This window comes from Candidatus Schekmanbacteria bacterium (genome assembly GCA_016219965.1).
In the GTDB taxonomy this organism is placed as follows: Bacteria; Schekmanbacteria; GWA2-38-11; order GWA2-38-11; family J061; genus JACRJM01.
In genome coordinates this window covers 112,122-130,386 of record JACRJM010000002.1, presented here as the reverse complement: position 1 = coordinate 130,386, position 18,265 = coordinate 112,122, and the positions used below count along the sequence as shown (strand labels likewise).

The 18,265-nt window shown below is 39.9% G+C and carries 14 protein-coding genes and 1 other RNA gene; 6 read left to right on the top strand and 9 right to left on the bottom strand.

The genetic code is table 11. The features are described from left to right. The first annotated feature begins 36 nt into the window (after window positions 1-36). The 4 genes from HZA77_01445 (at window position 37) to HZA77_01430 (ending at window position 4,867) form a co-directional block, all read left to right on the top strand. Entirely contained in the window at window positions 37-1,068 is a 1,032-nt protein-coding gene (locus HZA77_01445) for a 6-phosphofructokinase (protein MBI5374071.1), read from the top strand. A 109-nt stretch (window positions 1,069-1,177) separates the two neighbouring features. Then, window positions 1,178-1,533, top strand: a transfer-messenger RNA (tmRNA) gene (ssrA, locus tag HZA77_01440). Between the two features lie 139 nt (window positions 1,534-1,672). After that, window positions 1,673-2,185 carry a purine-binding chemotaxis protein CheW gene (locus HZA77_01435; GenBank protein MBI5374070.1) on the top strand — a complete coding sequence of 171 codons (513 nt, stop codon included), beginning with the start codon at window positions 1,673-1,675 and terminating at the stop codon, window positions 2,183-2,185. A 69-nt stretch (window positions 2,186-2,254) separates the two neighbouring features. Then, complete coding sequence (locus HZA77_01430) at window positions 2,255-4,867, top strand: PAS domain-containing protein (protein ID MBI5374069.1); 2,613 nt, start codon at window positions 2,255-2,257, stop codon at window positions 4,865-4,867. Window positions 4,868-4,882: 15 nt separating this feature from the next. Here HZA77_01430 and HZA77_01425 read toward each other — a convergent pair whose 3' ends face one another. The 9 genes from HZA77_01425 to HZA77_01385 all read right to left on the bottom strand — a co-directional run bounded on the left by HZA77_01425 (window position 4,883) and on the right by HZA77_01385 (window position 15,965). After that, a complete protein-coding gene (locus tag HZA77_01425) occupies window positions 4,883-5,941 on the bottom strand; it encodes a mechanosensitive ion channel family protein (GenBank protein ID MBI5374068.1) in 1,059 nt (352 codons plus the stop codon). Between the two features lie 3 nt (window positions 5,942-5,944). After that, a complete protein-coding gene (locus HZA77_01420) occupies window positions 5,945-6,673 on the bottom strand; it encodes an RNA methyltransferase (protein MBI5374067.1) in 729 nt (242 codons plus the stop codon). A 19-nt stretch (window positions 6,674-6,692) separates the two neighbouring features. After that, window positions 6,693-8,591, bottom strand: a complete 1,899-nt coding sequence (locus tag HZA77_01415; GenBank protein ID MBI5374066.1) for a thiamine pyrophosphate-binding protein — start codon at window positions 8,589-8,591, stop codon at window positions 6,693-6,695. 113 nt (window positions 8,592-8,704) lie between these two features. Then, window positions 8,705-11,773, bottom strand: a complete 3,069-nt coding sequence (locus tag HZA77_01410) for a hypothetical protein (protein ID MBI5374065.1) — start codon at window positions 11,771-11,773, stop codon at window positions 8,705-8,707. Window positions 11,774-11,996: 223 nt separating this feature from the next. After that, window positions 11,997-12,935 (bottom strand): tetratricopeptide repeat protein, encoded by a 939-nt coding sequence (locus tag HZA77_01405; GenBank protein MBI5374064.1) that lies wholly within the window; start codon window positions 12,933-12,935, stop codon window positions 11,997-11,999. After that, window positions 12,932-13,396, bottom strand: a complete 465-nt coding sequence (locus HZA77_01400) for a membrane protein insertion efficiency factor YidD (protein ID MBI5374063.1) — start codon at window positions 13,394-13,396, stop codon at window positions 12,932-12,934. Before HZA77_01400 ends, HZA77_01405 begins: the two co-directional genes overlap by 4 nt. Next, the gene (locus HZA77_01395) at window positions 13,393-14,016 is read right to left on the bottom strand and encodes a molybdenum cofactor guanylyltransferase (protein ID MBI5374062.1); all 624 of its coding nucleotides are present in this window, start codon (window positions 14,014-14,016) and stop codon (window positions 13,393-13,395) included. The genes HZA77_01400 and HZA77_01395 overlap by 4 nt, the downstream gene beginning before the upstream one ends. A 37-nt stretch (window positions 14,017-14,053) precedes the next feature. Next, on the bottom strand, window positions 14,054-14,725 hold the full coding sequence (mobB, locus tag HZA77_01390) for a molybdopterin-guanine dinucleotide biosynthesis protein B (GenBank protein MBI5374061.1): 672 nt from the start codon (window positions 14,723-14,725) through the stop codon (window positions 14,054-14,056). A gap of 25 nt (window positions 14,726-14,750) precedes the next feature. After that, entirely contained in the window at window positions 14,751-15,965 is a 1,215-nt protein-coding gene (locus HZA77_01385) for a molybdopterin molybdotransferase MoeA (GenBank protein ID MBI5374060.1), read from the bottom strand. Window positions 15,966-16,274: 309 nt separating this feature from the next. On the opposite strand from HZA77_01385, the gene HZA77_01380 reads away from it, so the two are divergent. Then, window positions 16,275-17,066 (top strand): AAA family ATPase, encoded by a 792-nt coding sequence (locus HZA77_01380; protein MBI5374059.1) that lies wholly within the window; start codon window positions 16,275-16,277, stop codon window positions 17,064-17,066. 15 nt (window positions 17,067-17,081) lie between these two features. Further along, entirely contained in the window at window positions 17,082-18,260 is a 1,179-nt protein-coding gene (locus HZA77_01375) for an HD-GYP domain-containing protein (protein MBI5374058.1), read from the top strand. The last annotated feature ends 5 nt before the right edge of the window (window positions 18,261-18,265 follow it).

The window sequence follows — 18,265 nt, the reverse complement described above, 5'->3', positions numbered from 1 at the left end:
TTCAGAAGAACCATTTTTCAGGAGAAATATTAAACAATGAAAAAAATAGGAGTACTTACTGGTGGCGGTGATTGTCCCGGATTAAACGCTGTGTTAAGAGCTGTAGTAAGGCGAAGCTCTCAGTACGGCTATCAGATTATCGGAATAAAACGCGGCTGGCAGGGATTGATATTTGGAGAAACTGAACCGCTTACAAATTTTTCTGTTTCAGGGATATTGCCCCGCGGCGGAACTATAATTGGAACATCAAGAACAAACCCCTACAAGAATAATGAGCAGCTTCAGATGCTGCACAATAATTATAAGAAGTTTGGACTTGATGCAATCATAGCAATAGGCGGCGAAGATACTCTGGGCGTTGCATGCAAACTTTCAAAAGAAGGCTTAAAAATAGTAGGAGTACCAAAAACAATAGACAATGATTTGAGCGGAACAGATTTTACTTTTGGTTTTGATACAGCTGTATCTGTAGTAACAGAAGCCATAGACAGGCTTCACTCAACTGCAGAATCTCATGACAGGATAATGGTATTGGAAGTAATGGGACGACATACCGGATGGATAGCCACTTTTGGAGGAATCGCAGGCGGCGCAGATACGATTCTTATTCCTGAAGTCCCGTTCGATATCGACGAAGTCTGCAAAACTTTACAGCAGAGACATGCCCGTGGAAAAAATTTCAGCATAATAGTTGTTGCAGAAGGATCAAGAGAAAATACTATGAATGAAGCGCTGACAACAAGTGAGCAGGTAGATGATTTTGGACATGTAAAGCTTGGAGGTATAGGAAGCTACCTTGCCGCACAGATAGAAAAAAGGACAGGATATGATACCCGTGTAACTGTGCTGGGTCATGTGCAGCGCGGCGGAACACCAACCGCCTATGATCGGGTGCTGGCAACAAGATACGGTATTGCCGCAGTGGATCTGATCAAAGATGAAAATTTTGGCATGATGGTTTCCTTTCACTGTAACAGGATGGAAGCCATAGGACTTGAAGAAGTTGTAGCCAAACTTAAAACTGTTGATCTTGATTTATACGATATAGCAAAAGTATTTTTCGGGTAATATATGAAATACAGCATAAGGTTATTCTCTGCGTTGTGTTCTTTAAAAAAAAATTCTATAAGTGAAATGTAAATTTGGATGCGAGATTTACGCCAAATATCGCATCCAAGGGGGCGATATGGGTTCGACGGGAATAGGTAGGATCCAGAGGAGCATGTCGAGGTTCCGGTGGCTCGTTAAACAATCGGAAAAAGATAGACGCAGACAATTATACTCTGCCACTGGCTGCTTAATAAGTAGCCACGTTCCCCCTGTCACGCCTGTGGGGCTGGAAGGAACGCCATTTACACAGGATAGTCTTTTTCTTTCGTCGCTGGGAGAAAGATGAAATCAAAGGCGGCTCGGAGTTGTATGATCCTGCCAATAGGAGCATACAAAACTTAAATTCAATATACTGGCTAAACATGTAGCCGCCTTTGGGTTCTTTATTCTCGGACGGGGGTTCGATTCCCCCCGCCTCCACTTTTTTATTAAATACTTCAAACTAAATTAACGCCACATCTAACTTTGATACAATTTATTCCGAGAAAAAGTTCACTTTAATTACAAAACATGGATATTTACAGGGTGAAGAGCTAAACAAATTCCAAGGAAGGAAAACCGGATGGAAGATATTGAAAAGAAAAAAACTGCTGGAGGGAAATTTCTTACTTTTTTTCTTGGTAAAGAGGAATACGGGCTTGAAATACTTAAAGTCCATGAGATTATAGGGATTGTACCGATTACAGCTGTACCGCGCACACCTGCATATTTGCCAGGCATAATCAATCTAAGAGGGAAAATAATCCCTGTTATGGATATTCGTTCGAAATTCGAAATGACTAAGGTCAAACAGACCGAGCAAACGTGTATTATAATTGTTCAAGCTCAAGGAATACAGGCAGGAATCATTGTAGACAGAGTTTCAGAAGTTCTGAATATTGTTTCTGAGCATATTGAAAATCCACCATCTTTCGGTGCGGGAGTGAACACTGAATATATTCTTGGAATTGGAAAATCTGATGGAAAAATAAAATTATTATTGGATTTAGATAAAATAATCACAGACAATGACATTACACATCTGAATCTTTCCGAGTTTCAGGAAGAACACAAGATAAGGGATAAAGCCGCTTAACCCATAACCTTAAACTTTACTTTTCCCGCTTTGTAAGGAATCAATATGCTGAGTTACACTGGGAAGAAAATGTTATTGTGGGTTTTCATCTTTGTAATAATCCCATTAGGTTTTGTAAGTTACCGTATCTACGAATACGGAAAGAAAATAATCACAGACCAGATTTACAGCAACCTAGAGATAGAAGCAGATAATGGAAAAACCCAGCTTCTTCTTTTTATAGAAAACAAGAAATCAAGGACTCTTGATTTCAGCATATCTAGTACTCTTCAAAACTGCCTTCGTGAAGTAAATAACAATAATAGAGATTATTCTGAAGATATAAATAATTTAAGACAGAATCTGGTTAAAAAGAAAATACCCATAGACCCTGATATTTACGACATACTTATTTTCGACAGCAAAGGTAATATTGTTCTCGTAACAGATGAGGCACATATAAGTTCTAAGGAAATTGAACCTGAATATTTTCTTGAAGGTAAAAAAGGAATAAGCGTTGAGCCTATTGAGGATGTTTCAGCAATACGCCATTTTAGTATTTCTGCACCGGTTACTGATTCTTATACGCATCAATTTTTAGGTGTAATTACTGTTCGTTTCAAAGCAGAAAGAATGGATAGTATGCTAACCGGAGACTCACCAGTTTTAGGTAATGCGGACATAACTATTAATAAGAATTTACATAAGGGAGATAATATATTTATCTTAAATAAGAACCTGACAGTTGTTGCGGGTGATCCTGAACTTCTTTCTAAGAAAATCAATATTGCACCTTTAACCCGATCATACACCTCCCGCAAAAATTATGTGGGAGAGTTCACTGGAATCAATGGGAAAAAATTTCTATGTGCTTCTTCATTTGTTGCAGAAACAGAAGGTTTAATAGTTGTTTCTGTCGTTAAAGATGAGGCATTGAGACCTTTGCGGGAATTGTTCTTGAAAGTCTTTCCTCTGACCACTGCCACAGGGATAATGGTAATTTTGCTGACTCTTGTTCTTGCAAAAAATATTTCAACTCCAATCATTGACATGGTGAACACCACAGAACGTATTACCAATGGCAATTGGAATGAGATGGTTACAGTAAAAGAAAAAAATGGAGAGATTGTAAGACTTGCTAACTCCGTTAATATGATGATTAAAACATTACACAATTCGTTTCAGAACCTTGCAGAAAGCGAGGAGCGCCTTCAATCAATAATTAACAATTCACCTGCCATCATTTTTGTAAAAGACATCAACGGGCACTATATTATGATCAACCGCCAGTTTGAAGATTTCTTTCATCTAGATAATAAAAACATAAAAGGAAAAACTGATTATGACTTTTTCCCTAAAGATACTGCTGACAAATTAAAGGAAAACGACAGAACAGTTATTGAGACAGGTGTTCCGCTTGAGATGGAAGAAACAGTTCCGCAGGACGACATAATTCATACATACATATCAGTTAAGTTTCCTTTGCTTGATACTTCCGGTAATACCTATGCGGTTTGCGGCATCTCAACTGACATAACAGAACGCAAGAAGTTAGAAGAACAGCTCCGTCAGACTCAGAAAATGGAGAGCATCGGACTACTGGCTGGCGGAGTTGCCCATGACTTCAACAATATCCTCACAGGGATGACAGGTTACGCAGACCTGCTTTCCAGACAAATTCCGGAAGTTCCCAAGGCACAACGGTATCTCGAGGAAATTAAGAAATCAATAACCCGTGCAACTGGATTAACAAGGCAGCTTCTTGCTTTCAGTCGCAAGCAAACTCTTCAACCGACCATAGTCAACATTAATTCTCTCATCGATAATACTTCGAAAATGCTGCAAAGACTCATTGGTGAAGATATTGATCTAAAATTCATACCGACTCCAGATTTAGGAAATGCCCGTGCTGACATAGGACAGATGGAACAGGTTTTAATGAACCTTGCAGTTAATGCACGCGATGCAATGCCTAATGGCGGTAAACTTACGATAGAAACAGCTAACGTGAACATAGACAAAGAATATGTAAACAGTCACCCAGGTGCAAAAAGCGGCCCTCATATCATGATGGCACTAAGTGATACCGGTTGCGGAATGGATGAACAAACTCAAAAACGCATATTTGAACCATTTTTCACTACAAAAGAGTCTGGAAAAGGAACTGGATTGGGCCTTGCTACAGTTTATGGAATAGTAAAACAACATGGAGGAAGCATCTATGTTTACAGCGAGAAAAACAAAGGAACAACATTTAAAATATACATTCCAAGAGTAGAGGAAGCGGTAAAAGAAACTAAAACAAAAAATGACGAGATGGAACTACCGCGTGGGAATGAGACCATACTTGTTGCTGAAGATGACGATGCCGTAAGAAACCTTGTCAAAATGATTCTCTCAGAGCTTGGATATAATGTTTTATGTGCATCAGATCCTTCAGAAGCAGAAAATATTTTTAAAGAAAACAAGGATCAAATAAAGCTGTTACTCACAGATATGATAATGCCGGGATGTAACGGTGAAGAGCTTTATGAAAAATTAAAAGCCCAAAAACCATCATTGAAAAAAATATTGATGTCAGGATACACAGACAAAGGAATTATCAGAAATGGAATAATAAAAGGGAATATCCCATTCATACAAAAGCCATTTACAACAGCTAGTCTTGCATTAAAGGTGAGAGCGATACTTGATGTGAAATAGAATACATCACTTTTTTCAAACCTCTTTTTTCTTTCCTTCCATATATATAGTCTGTGTAGGATAGGCAAACTCTATCCCGTTCTGAGAGAAAACACTGAAAATTGCAAGGTTGATGTTTTGCTGAACATCCATATATTTGTTGTAATCAGGGTCTGTCACATAATATACAATCTCAAATATAAGCGCATAATCGCCGTAACTTTTAAAATGCGCCCTGTCAAAACGTGCGTTTTCATATTTTGAAATAATCCCCTCTATTAATGATGGAATTTTTTCCAGCTTTTCGTATGGTGTTTCATATTTAACTCCTAGGTGGAAACTAATGCGTCGCTCAAACATCCTCTTGTAATTCCTGATATGGCTTTTAAGAAGGTCTGTATTGGATATAATAATCTGCTCTCCTGAAAGGCTTCTTATTTTTGTTGTCTTAAGCCCCACATGTTCTACTGTTCCGGTATGTTCACCAACCATTATGGAATCACCGACTAAAAATGGACGGTCAAACATTATGGAAAGTGAGGCAAAAAGATCTGCCAGGATATTCTGAGCAGCCAGAGCTATGGCAATTCCGCCTACTCCGACACCGGCAATAAGAGCAGTAATATTAACTCCCAGATTCTCAAGGACCATAAGGACAATGATTCCCCACATGAACAATCTCGCTATGAATCCTATGGCACCAAAGGATGTCATCACCGCCGGATCATCACCCATTTTGGTTTTTAGATAATGAGATAATCCATAAGTAATGACTGCATTACCCCATACGGCTACCTGGATAAGAAATGCAGTAACAGCAATACTTTTAATAAGCTTTGACACGCCTGGCGGGAGGACAACAACAAGTGATGCAATATATATGGAAATAAAGATGAATATGAAAAACTTTGTTTTCTTGAGGATATCTACTGCCATATCATCAAGTTGAGTTTCCGTAGATTTTGCATAAGCTGTAAGGCGGGATAAAATTACACCCCTGAATATCCGGAACATCACCATTGAGACAAAGACTAAAAGCAGGGCTATGAACCATGCCTGGAGAGAGTTACCGTAGTAAATCCTGTCTAACAACATATCTCATCTCCTTTCAAACTTTTCAGTTATCTGCCTGCACAAACCAAGGAACATATTTACTTCATAAGCCGTAAGCCCGCTTCTGGTAAAAAGATCCTTCATGGTGCGAAGGATGCTTCTGCGGAGATCCCTATTGCCGGCAGATGAATAACCAAGAAGGGTTAAGACATTATAAAGCTCACGGAACATAACCTCAATCCTTTCCTGATCTGAAAGTTTTAAAGTATCTTCTTTATGAGCGCTCTTATTCTCTCTTGCAAGCTCGTAAGCAGTAAGCATCACTGCCTGCGCAAGGTTTAAAGACGAAGACTTTTTCCCCGTAGGGATTGTCATAAGAAGAGAGCAGGCTTCAGTTTCCTCATTTGAAAGGCCTGAATCCTCTCTTCCGAAGACTATGACAACCTTGTTCTTCTTTGCTGTCTTTTTAATCAGCTTTATTCCTTCTTCGAAGTCAATAAACTTTCCTCTTTTTTTCCCTTTCCTCCTCGATGTACCTGCCACAATGGCAGCATCAGCAATGGCTTCCCTGATTTCCGAAAAGGAGCGAACTTTTTTAAGAACCGCCGCACCGCTGCAGGCAAAAATCTCAGCTTCCTTTTCCAGATGTGCCTTTGAATTCACCAATGCAAGATTCTTAAATCCCATATTGTTGATTGCCCTCGCAGCAGAGCCGACATTCCCTGCGCTCTTTGGTTCAACAAGGAGAAAAGTGATATTGGATGAAAGGGTCATTTAAATAATACCTTTTGATTTAAACCTGCCTTGTCCGCATATCTTTAATGGATGTTTTAGGATACCATGTGGATGAAGCACCCGGACCAAGTCTTTCGATTACTGCATCAATAAGATAGGGCTCGCCTCTTTTTGTCGCAGCCACAGCACGCTCCAGGGCAGGCTTTATCTGGGCTGGTGTTTCCACCTTCTCCCCCTGTACACCAAAACTTTTCGCAAACCCCGCATAGTCAACGTCAGGGTTGCCAAGATAACAAGCCATATCTTTTCCTTCCTGCCCCTGCCTTCTTCCCATGCCGAACATCCTGTGTCTTGGTCCGTCATAACTGCGGTTGTTATAGACAACAGTGATAACAGGGATCTCATATCTTGCCATACTCCAGAGAGCGGAACAACCGCAGAACATAAGCCCACCGTCCCCGATTAGCGATATGACCTGCCTGTCAGGCATCGCAATCTTTACACCTGCTGCAGCACCATGCCCCCAGCCAAGAGCAGACCCCATAGTCCACCCGATGCAAGCTTTTCCGTCTGGGGAAAATTCCATGATATCCGTTGAGCCTGCGGGATTTTCAACTTCAGGGACTATTACAGCATCATTCTCTATTATACTGTTAATCTCGCCTGTGAGCCTTTCCCAGGATATGACTGACTTGTCCCAGTTCTTCTTTATCCTCTGCTCTTTCATTGCCTTAAGCTTTGCGGTAAATGAAAGTATTTTTCCTTCCCTTCCCTTTTTTATTTTCTCAAGCTGTTCAGCCGTAGCCATGCTTTTTACAGCATCCCTTATCCCTTTTATTGTTTCTCCCACATCAGCCACAATCCCCACATCTACAGGATTTACCCGTGCAATGTCTGATGAGTCTATACGTGCATGAATTATCTTCGCTCCAAAGGGCAAAGGTCCCGGAATCCCGCGTGCCATAAGGCTCATGTCAGGCATCTGCCCTCCAATATTCATGAACAGGTCTATGTTCACATCATAGGTAAGTCCTGTGATGAATCCTCCATTAAAGAGAAAGTGGTTAGTTGGAAAATCTTTGTAGCAGCTCAACCCCTGTGTTACCGGTATGTTTAAAAGTTCGGCAAGTTCAATCAGGTCTTTTACTGCTCCGGCTCTTGTAACTTCGTGCCCAACATGGAGGAGCGGTGATTTGGATTCAAGAAGCATCTTTGCAACGCGCTCTATCTCTTTTTTATCAGGCTCTATTTTTGTTGAAAACTCAGGATAATGAGAAACAGGAATTTCAGCGGTCAAACCCTCGCGCGTAAGCACATCAGTGGGAATCATCAGATAGGAAGGACCTCCGGGCGGCATCGAAGAAAGCTGGAAGGCGCGCCGCACTAGCTCTGGAATCCTTTCAGGATGTTTTACCATGAATCGCCATTTCGTGAACTGCCCAACGGCTTCAAGCCAGTCATCAACGTCCTCGAACCCATTCCTTCCGTCAAACCTGCTGTCAGGTGCATCGGTTATTACGACAATAGATGACTGGTCTTTCCATGCATTGTAGAGATTGTTGGAAGCATGAGGAAGCCCGATGCGTGACATATTAACGAAAGCAGTTTTGCCTGTGGCAAGGTGATAACCTTCAGCCATTGCAACTACCTGACCCTCTTCCGTGCCAAGTATAAAGCGCGGCTTGAGCCGGTCAACAAGGGCATCATAAATCGGGTAAAGCCCTGTGCCATTTGATGCAAACATATACTCAACCCCGCCGGCAAGAACTGTTTCAATAGCTATCTCACCTCCTGTGCCGGTAACGCTTTTTTTCTGGATAGGAGTTTCAGCCGCACTTGCAACTGAATTGAGCAAAGCATTGCTCCCCTGAAAGCTGAAGCCTACTGCAAGAAGCCCCTGCATGAAGCTGCGCCTTGTCACTTTGCCGTCAAGATACTCTTTTACCAGCTCCTTCATGCATAGTTCCTCCAATATTATAAATACCATTAACATCTATTAAAAAAAATCTATCATGAAAGAATGAGAGGAACAACTGATAATAAAAAACTGAATGAAACTACGAAGAGTTTCTAATTAAAACGTCTCTTAAATGAGAAGCCGTTTGACTTTAAGCCATCTTTATTTTGAACTATCACTTCCTGAGTGCCATAAAGTACCATGTTAGGTATAGTCACTTTTATTTTCTTACTGTTCCAGAAAATAACTTCGCATTTAAATTCTGCACCATTCTTGTTTATCCAAACAGCCCCCTTCTTATTTCCGAAGCCTTCCCCTTTTATAAGCAATTCGTTTTTATATAAATCATCAGCCTGATGAACAGACTTTATCCCGGGCACTGCGGGAACTTTGATGATTTGAATTCCTTTATCTCCTTCAGAAATATACATTTTATTTCCGGAAACAAAGAGAGAGCTAATATGGTCAGTTGTATCATATGAACCAAGCAACTTCGGAGTAAATGAATTACTAACATCTATTATATCAACCATATGTTTCCATCTATTTTTAATGCGTGTAGCTCCACCGGCATATACAGTCGATCCTGAAACATATATTTCACTATATTCCCTAGAATTTTCAGGCTCAAATACAGATAGGCTTTTAGGCTTGGATGGATTACTGACATCTATAATTGAAAGTCCATCAGAACTGGCAACATAAGCTGTTTTCCCTTCAACATAAATATCTGAGACATAGGATGAAGTGTGGTATGTATTTATTTTTTTCGGTGATGCAGGGTTTGATACATCTATTATTTTTACTCCCATAAAAGAATGGGCTACAAATATCTTATTGTCTGAAAAATAAATATCACGGAGATCGTAGTCAGCATCATCGCCATTAAGGGTGTTAACCCTTGAAAGGAAATTCGGTGATGAAGGGTCTTTCACATCTATTATGGCAACCCCATTAGTATAAGCAAGATAAGCTATTTCTTTAATAACGCGGACTTTACGAAAATAATAATCAGGAGATTCATACGAACCAATGAGCTTGGGTGCAGAAGGCTTGCTCACATCTATTATTTTTAGTCCATTGTTGTAGAGAATATATGCCTTATTATCTAACACATAAACATCACGCGCAGAGTCTGTATCATACAAACCAAGCAATTTCGGTGAAACCGGTTTGGAAATATCAAGTATTAGTAAACCTTTTCCGCCTGCAGCTATATATGCTTTATCATCTGAAACATAACACTCCAACATTTCGCTTATTGTTTTATATCTTCCTGACAACGTCGGAGAAGAAATTTTAGCAATATCTATTGTCAGGAAATCTCCCAAATAGGTGACTGCATAGGCTGTTGAACCTGAAATAAAAGATTCTCTAATACTTCCGGGTTGGTAAAAAGAACCCAATGAAACAGGAGAAGAACTGTCACTTAAATCTATTACTAAAAGAGAGCGCTTATTGATAACATACGCTCTATTTCCGGAAACATGAATATCGCTAATATCAGTATTTGGACTATATGACCCAATCAGTTTTGGCAATGATGGATCACTTACGTTTATTATCGCCATACCATTATAATAACCAATAATCGCAGCCGTTCCTGAAATAAAGACTTCCTGGAATCCTCCATAATTATCATAAGACCCCAGAAGCTCCGGCGAAGAAGGATTATTGACATCTACTATTTTTAGACCGCCATCATCTGTAAGATACGCATTTCCATCTGATAAATAAACTCCATAAACATACTCACCAGTATTGTATGAGCCAAGAAGAACAGGTGAATCTGGTGTGCTTACATCAACTATCAAAAGTCCTGCGTAATCTGCTGCAAGATAGACATTTACTCCTTCAACAAATATATCATTTATTTGGCATCCAGAATCATAGTTACCAATAGGCAATAGTGATGAAGGATCACTTACATCTATTATAGTTAAACTCCAGGAATAGTCTCCTTCTGGATTACAATCAGTAGAATAAGAGTCCAGGCTGTTAACCAATACATAGGCTTTTCCGTCAGATGCAACAACCTTTGCAGCCTTACCATTTATAATACATGAGCCAAGAAATGCAGGGGCTGATGGATCGCTTATATCTATTATTTCAAGAGTTGTCTGAGAAACCTTACCATAGGGAGCAACTAATACATAGGCTGTAGAATCTGAGACAAACAGATCCAAAGCGTATTCATCTGAATACATTTTATTAGAGCCAATCAACGGGAACAAAATGTTTCCAACTTCCAACAACACTAACCCTTCCTGTCTATCAGCAATATAGATTGAATTGCCTGACATATAAACACCGCGCGCAGAAGTTATTTCAGTATATGAGCAAAATGATTTAGGTGAGGAAGGGTCAGTTACATCTATTACCTTAAGCCCTCCCTTATCAGTAACACATACCTTATTGCCAGAGATATGGAGCCCTCTCACCTTTCCATATGTATCAAAAGATCCGAGCAGTTTGGGTAAAGATGGCTCCTCTACATCTATGGTTTCAAAACCAATATTTGTACCTGCGTAAACAATATTTTCCGAAACAGCGAGAGCAGTGAAATAGTAATCTGAATCATATGAACCGGCAAGTTTTGGAAAAGCAGGATTGCTTACATCTATTATCTTGAGACTCTTATAATCTGCAGCATAAACTTCATTTCCTGAAACAGAAATACCGCCTCTAATATTAATATCATCATAGGAACCAAGGAGCAGAGGCATTGATGGGTTGCTGATATCTACTATCTTTAAGCTAACTTTTTTCTTCTTAACGGCAAGATAGGCATTCTCACCGGACACTGAAAAATCTGCTATTCTTCCTGAAGCCTCATATGAAACGGTCAGTTTGGGAGAAGATGGTTTACTTACATCTATTATTTTAAATATTTTTCCATCCGCGATATAGGCTCTTTTCCCTGAAACCTGAACATGCCGTATTTTGTGAGATGTTTTATAGGAGCTGATTAATTCCGGAGAAGAGAGATCTGATACATTAAATACTAATAGCCCATTGGCAGTGCCAACATAGGCATACTTTCCACTTACAGCAACATCATAGAATTCCCCGCCAAAAGAACCAAGTGGCTTAATATCAAAAGCAGATAAATTGAAGGCAAGAAGAAATGAAAAAACAATAGCAAGAAATGCTGTTATTTTTAAATTATTGGAATGAAACATATTGTTATTTATATTTTAGATTATTATCTATAATTTTTTTAGATATTAGTGGTGCAGTGGAAAAAACGCAATTTATTTTTGTCTTTTTTAATCGTCTTGGCAGATTCCGCAGAAGGCGCATAAAGTTTTAAGCCTGAGCGGAACTGCATAGCCGCATTCGAATTTATTACTTTGCAGGAGAACAGAAAAAGAAATTTAACTTAGACAAATATTATTGCAAAATTTAAAATTTCACCTGCAGTAATATGCCAGAAGTGTCAAGGCGGGAAAAGTTTGTGACGGAAGATTCACGGTCTTTCATGGAAAGCTCTTTGAAATAGTTCTCTCTTACATTGTTATTGTATTTGTAAGTATCAGATATGGCATTGTAAATGTTTCCTGAATACCAGCCAAGCTCAAAAAATGAAAGGATTGCTCCTGCAACATAAATATCGCGGTTAAATGATTCTATTGCCCCCCATGTGAAAAGCCCGTTAAGTATAAGTGAGAATGCGGCATCTTTTTTTCTTCCGGCATAAAGCTGACCTGCTCCCGGGAAAACTGCTGACATCACTCCTGCAAGAACAGGTGATTTCAATTTTAGATTTTCTGCTCCCTTTATACCTGCCGCAAGCCTTTCAGATTCACCCCGCAATTCACTTTCACTTCCCACCTTTGCAAGTTCCCGCTCAGCCTCATCAAGATACCCTTCCTGAACAAGCGACTTTCCCATTAGCAGTTTAAGCCTGTTTAAAAGCTCGCCTTCTGGGGATTTTTCTTCCACCTCGGAAATAAGCTTTTTTACTTTTTCCATCTGCTTCATCTTTATAAAAGATACAGCCATATTATAAATTGCATCGTCAGCCTCTTTCCCATCAGGATAATTTTTCAGGAAGTCCCGATAAGCCTCTACTGCCTCATTCCATTTTTCTGCTTTGAAATAAGAGCTTCCAATTCCAAGCTTCGCATCTTTTATGCGGGTATCTTCAGGATAATATGAAATGAAGCGTTTAAACTCTGTGATAGCACGGTAATAATCTCCTGATTTGGAAAGCTCACCGGCAAAGTTAAGCAGTCTTGAAGCTTCATCTGCCGGCGGCACATCTTCTGCCCATGCAGAGAAGGAACTTAGAAAAAATAGAAGTGCAATGAGCAGAACTCTATAATGGAATAATACTCTCATTCATTTTTTCCTTTATGCCACCAGAAATCATTATATTCCAGCGGGTCATAGACAAGAACTTTTCCTCCCTTATTTACAAGAGCTCCGGTTTGAAGTTCCTCTGCCTCATGGATAAGCCTGTCAGCAGTCATTGCAAGTCCAATCAGCCCTCCATGCTTTTTAACAGCCAGAACTCCATAGGATGAACAGCTAGGATACATCCCGCAGCGCGAGCCACCGATATCCGCAACTCCTAACTGGTATATCTTCAGCCCTCCAAGAAAAAGGGAGCGAAGAGGAGATGTTACTATTTCTGAAATTGTAAAATCATCTTTGTTTGCTGTTGATCCATTACTTTTTGAATTAAACTCATCGGGGCTGTTAAGTCCCGAAGCCTGAGCTGAAGTTGAAGTTATGGAAAAGATAATCAGGACAAGCGAAATAACTGCTACCCAAAAAAGAAAGTATGGTTTTCTGGTCATTTCCTGAGGCATTGTTCCTGAGCGAGTTTTAAGTCGTCAGGTGTGTTGATGTTATGGAACATCTTCCCGTTCTTATCAAACTTCTTCCACTGCGACTCTTCTATGTATTTTACATTGACTTTGGAGAAGAGGTCTATTATCCGCAATACCCCTGATGCGAGAAGCTGCCTTACTACAGGAAGACATCCCTTTGCATATATTGCATGAAGAGGCTCGAAGTTTTTCCCTGAGCGCGGCATGAGTATGTCATAATTCTTTGGTTCATCAAGCATGCTTTTGATGAATTCAGGTTCAATGAAAGGCATATCACAGGAGAAGAAAAAATTATAATATGAAGGAGATCTCACAAGCCCTGTATAGATGCCGCCAAGGGAACCTGAACCTGGCATGAGGTCGTACAAAACCTTATATCCCATATCAGGAATCTGGCTATCCTTCCTTGTAATAACAGTTATATTTTCAAAAATAGGGCTTATTTTTCTTATCACTAGTTCAATGAGTGATTCATTTCCTATGCGGGCACTTGCCTTGTCAAAACCAAGCCTTGTGCTTTTCCCACCTGCAAGTATGAAACAGTAAACATTCTTGTAATCCCATTCGCTTGGAATTTTAAAATCCAAAATTACTTTCCTTTCATTTCATTATCTACATTAAAGACTAATCAGTTTCATCTGTTATCTCAACCTTGATGTGACCGGCATTTTCCACGTCTCTTAACCCTTCAAGATAACCCTTTATCATCCCTTTAAGCGTCTTCTGTATAAAAGGCTTCAACGTAACATCTTTCCCGTCAACATAGAGTTTAACAGAGCTCTCTTTAGAAGTTTTTTTCTTCTTTAAAAATTTCTCTTCAACGAAATCTATTATTTCCTTTGCATCATCAAGGCCGAATTTCGGAACATCAACATTCAAATCTGCATCCGTCACAAGGGCGACAAGCTTGTCGTCATTCTCACAGAGCATGGTCTCGTGGACACCCTTCCTGAATATTTCTATCTTTGGGAAGCTCTCCCTCTTGTACCCCTCAGTCATGATGATGTCCAGGTCGCGGCCATATTTTTCCCTTATCTCTGACACCGGGGCATCATATTCAGCATTACGTACAAGCGCCATTTTGTTGGGAGATGAAACTATAACCTGATATGCTCCGGCCTCCTTGTGCCGCCAACTGTCTTTGCCTTCAATATCAAAATCAAAATCAGGATGGAAATGGTGTTTGATAGTGCCCACCTTATAGCCGCGCTGCACAAGCTCAGGGAGGAGTTTCTCAACAAGGGTTGTCTTTCCGGAATTCGATTTTCCTACGATTGATACAATAGGTGGTAACATTTATGTATATCTCCCTGACCGTTAATTATATTTTCTCATCTAATAAAATCACTTCTGCCACATCCCCTTTTTTAAGCAATGTCGCCTTTTCATCCATTATGGCTATGCTGTTTGCTTTAGTCATTGATGTCAGCACTCCCGAGCCCTGCGAGCCTGTTGTAATGAAAACATATCTGCCATTTTCAAACCTTGTTATGACCCGGAGGAAATGTCTTCTTCCTGCTTTCTTTTTTATATCTTCAAGACTCTCCGCCTTCACCTTTTTTCTGAATATGGATGTATGCCCCATCATTTTTAAAATTGCAGGCCTGACGATCAGATCAAAGCATAGCATAGTGGCCGTAGGATTTCCCGGCAGACCAAAGACTATTGATTTCCCGAGAGTTCCAAAGGTGAGCGGTTTTCCGGGCTTCATGGCCACCTGCCAGAATTTCTTTTTAAACCCAAGGCGGTCAAGAACCTCCTTCACAAAGTCGTAATCGCCGACTGAGACACCACCGGTAGTTAAAATAATATCAGCCTCCATTGCTTTTTTAAGGGCAGATTCAATGTCATCTTTCTTGTCTTTTACTATGCCAATCTGTAATGGGACTGCCCCTGATTCTAAAACCTGTGCTTCAAGCGCATAGTTATTGCTTGTCACAATTTTCCCCGGAGTTATCTTCTCATTAATATCTACCAGTTCATCCCCGGTTGAAAGAATTGCCACAACAGGCTGCCGGTAAACTTTGACGCGAACGACCTGAACAGAAGCCATAACCCCTATATCAGCAGGCTCAATCCTTTTTCCAGAATGCACAACTATGTCGCCGACATTAATATCCTCACCCTTCTCCCTTATATTCTCACCTTTCTCCGCTGTTTCCCTTATAAATACAAATTCGCCTTTGTCATCCGCTACTTCTCTCATTATAACTGTATCGCAATCGGAAGGTACCGGCGCCCCTGTCATAATACGGACGCATTCTCCCTCTTTTACTGCACCGCCGTAGAGTTTCCCTGCAGGAATATCCGCAATGACTTTAAGTTTTACCGGACCTTTCTCTGAGGCTGACAGGACATCAGACAAATGAACTGCAAAACCATCCATTGCTGAATTATCCCATGGAGGAACGGTTATCGACGCCACAACATCTTCTGCGCAAACCCTTCCAAGAGATTCCATAAGTGAAACTTCTTCTGAAGGAAGAGGCAGTGCTTCCTCAAGTACCTGATTTAATGCTTCTTCTACGGAAATCATAATTAGCACCATTAAAAAACATTTTTCGAATAAGCAAATCTAGAAATAATCTCAGAGATAGTCAACATTAATTGAAATGTTCATTTTTTAAACAAATGTTGCATGTGAAAATCATTAAACGGTATAATCCAATTTATGAGGCAACCAATAAATGAGATATCAATGCCATAAGTAATCAACATTTTGAAAAATAAAACGATTTAAGCCAAACAAATGCCTTAGTAACTTAAGATACGGGAAAGCAAAAAAATTTATTTTAAAAAGTACAATAGAATATACGTGATAAATATTTAAAAGAGGATTGGGCTCTTGTACGAACAATACTTCCATCTTAAGAATACACCCTTTGATAATGTGCCTGACCCTTATTATTATTTCCCATTGCCCGGCCATGAAGAAGCTGCCAAGCGGATTCTTTATGCAATAGAAAGCCATAAGGGAGCTGCGATGCTTACCGGCGAACCTGGCTGCGGGAAAACACTCCTTGCAAGAACAATAATACAGGCTCTGGACAGGGGAAAATATGAAATAGGAATGGTGAACAATCCTTTGCTTGAAGGAGTTGAGCTCCACAGGGAGATTTTATACCAGCTCGGGATAAATGATGTACCGGATAATAAACTTGATATATTGCACACACTCAATGATTATCTCCTCGAAAATTTCAAAATGGGAAAGGATACGATTGTATTCATTGATGAAGCACATGTAGTAAAAGATTCTGTCATATTCGAAGAAATAAGGTTATTATTAAACTTCCAGCTAAATGAAAGATTTCTCCTTACCATTATTCTTCTGGGACAGCCGGAGCTTAAGGAGAAGATAAAAAATATTTGGCAGCTTGATCAGAGAATTTCAATAAAATGCGAGCTTAAACCTCTGACAGAGGAAGAGGCAATAGCATATGTTTCATACAGGCTGAAAAAGAGCGGCGCCCAACGAGGCATTTTTACAGAAGAGGCAATTGACATTATCTATGAAAGAAGCTGCGGCGTGCCACGGCTCATAAACAATATCTGCGATCTTGCTCTTCTGGTGGGCTATGAAAAAAAGGTGGAAACAATTGGCTCCTCAATTATTAACGAGATTCTTAATTTGTAGAACCGGGAAGGTCAAATGGTTAGAATAAGCGACCTTATAAGCACAGATAAAACAAACAAAAAAGAAATTGATAAAAAAGAAGAAAAAGAACTCTCTTTGACTGATATAGAGAGTAAATATACTTCTTTTTTATCATGCGACAGAGTCCCCGCCTCACCTCCGAAGATAAAAGAAAACCCTTTAGTGATAAAAAAACTAAAATCAACGGAGCCTGCTGGCCATCCCGACCAGTCTAACATCGATGAAGTTCACCTTAATACCCACTCCATAGAAATGTCCGACCTTGAAAAAATAAAAAAGGAACCTGCGAGCAACGATGATCTATATAACAGGGCAATGGATGTTCTTGGTTCATCGTTAAATCTCTATATGACCAGCGGGAAAATAGATATTGATGGAATTGCATCCATTGCTGATGATTTTATCAGGGGTATCAGGGAAGACAACTCGCTTTTCGTAAATGCACTTTTTTTCATGTCTGCAAAATTTAACCTTATTCAGCATCAGGTTGATGTTGCCGTGTTCTGTCTTAAGATAGGGATGTCCCTTGGAATCGATGAGGGCAGGCTAAAGAAGCTTATTATGGGAGCGCTTCTTCATGACATAGGGTTTTTAAAAATACCGGAGTCTATCATCACAAAAACAGGCGACTTGACTAACGAAGAAAAAACAGAGATTAAAAAACATCCTCTTATCAGCCGCGATATCATTCAGAATGCCCTCGGTGATAAATATGCATGGCTTTCTTCACTTGTGTGCGGAGAACATGAGAAAGAAGATGGAAGCGGATATCCTTTCGGGCTTCAAGGAAATAAGATTGATATGCTTGCAAAGATTATAGGCATCTGTGATATATATGAAGCGCTTACCCATCCAAGACCCCAGAGAGGGAGGATGACACCTTTTGATGCGGTTAAGATAATAATCACATCTTTTAAAAAAGCATTCCCGAGAGAGATACTTAAAGCCCTGGTAAGCGAACTTTCAGCTTTCCCGGTCGGCAGTTACGTACTTTTAAATTCAAATAAGGTAGGAAGGGTAATTGAGATCAATCCGTTAAGTCCATTGAAACCGAAAATTGAGATCCTATACGATTCTTCCGGCGAGAAGCTTTCCAAAAAAGAGATAGTTGACCTTAACAGGGATACACTGCTTAATATAACAGGCCCAGTTTTTTATGAGGATCTTCACTGATGTTT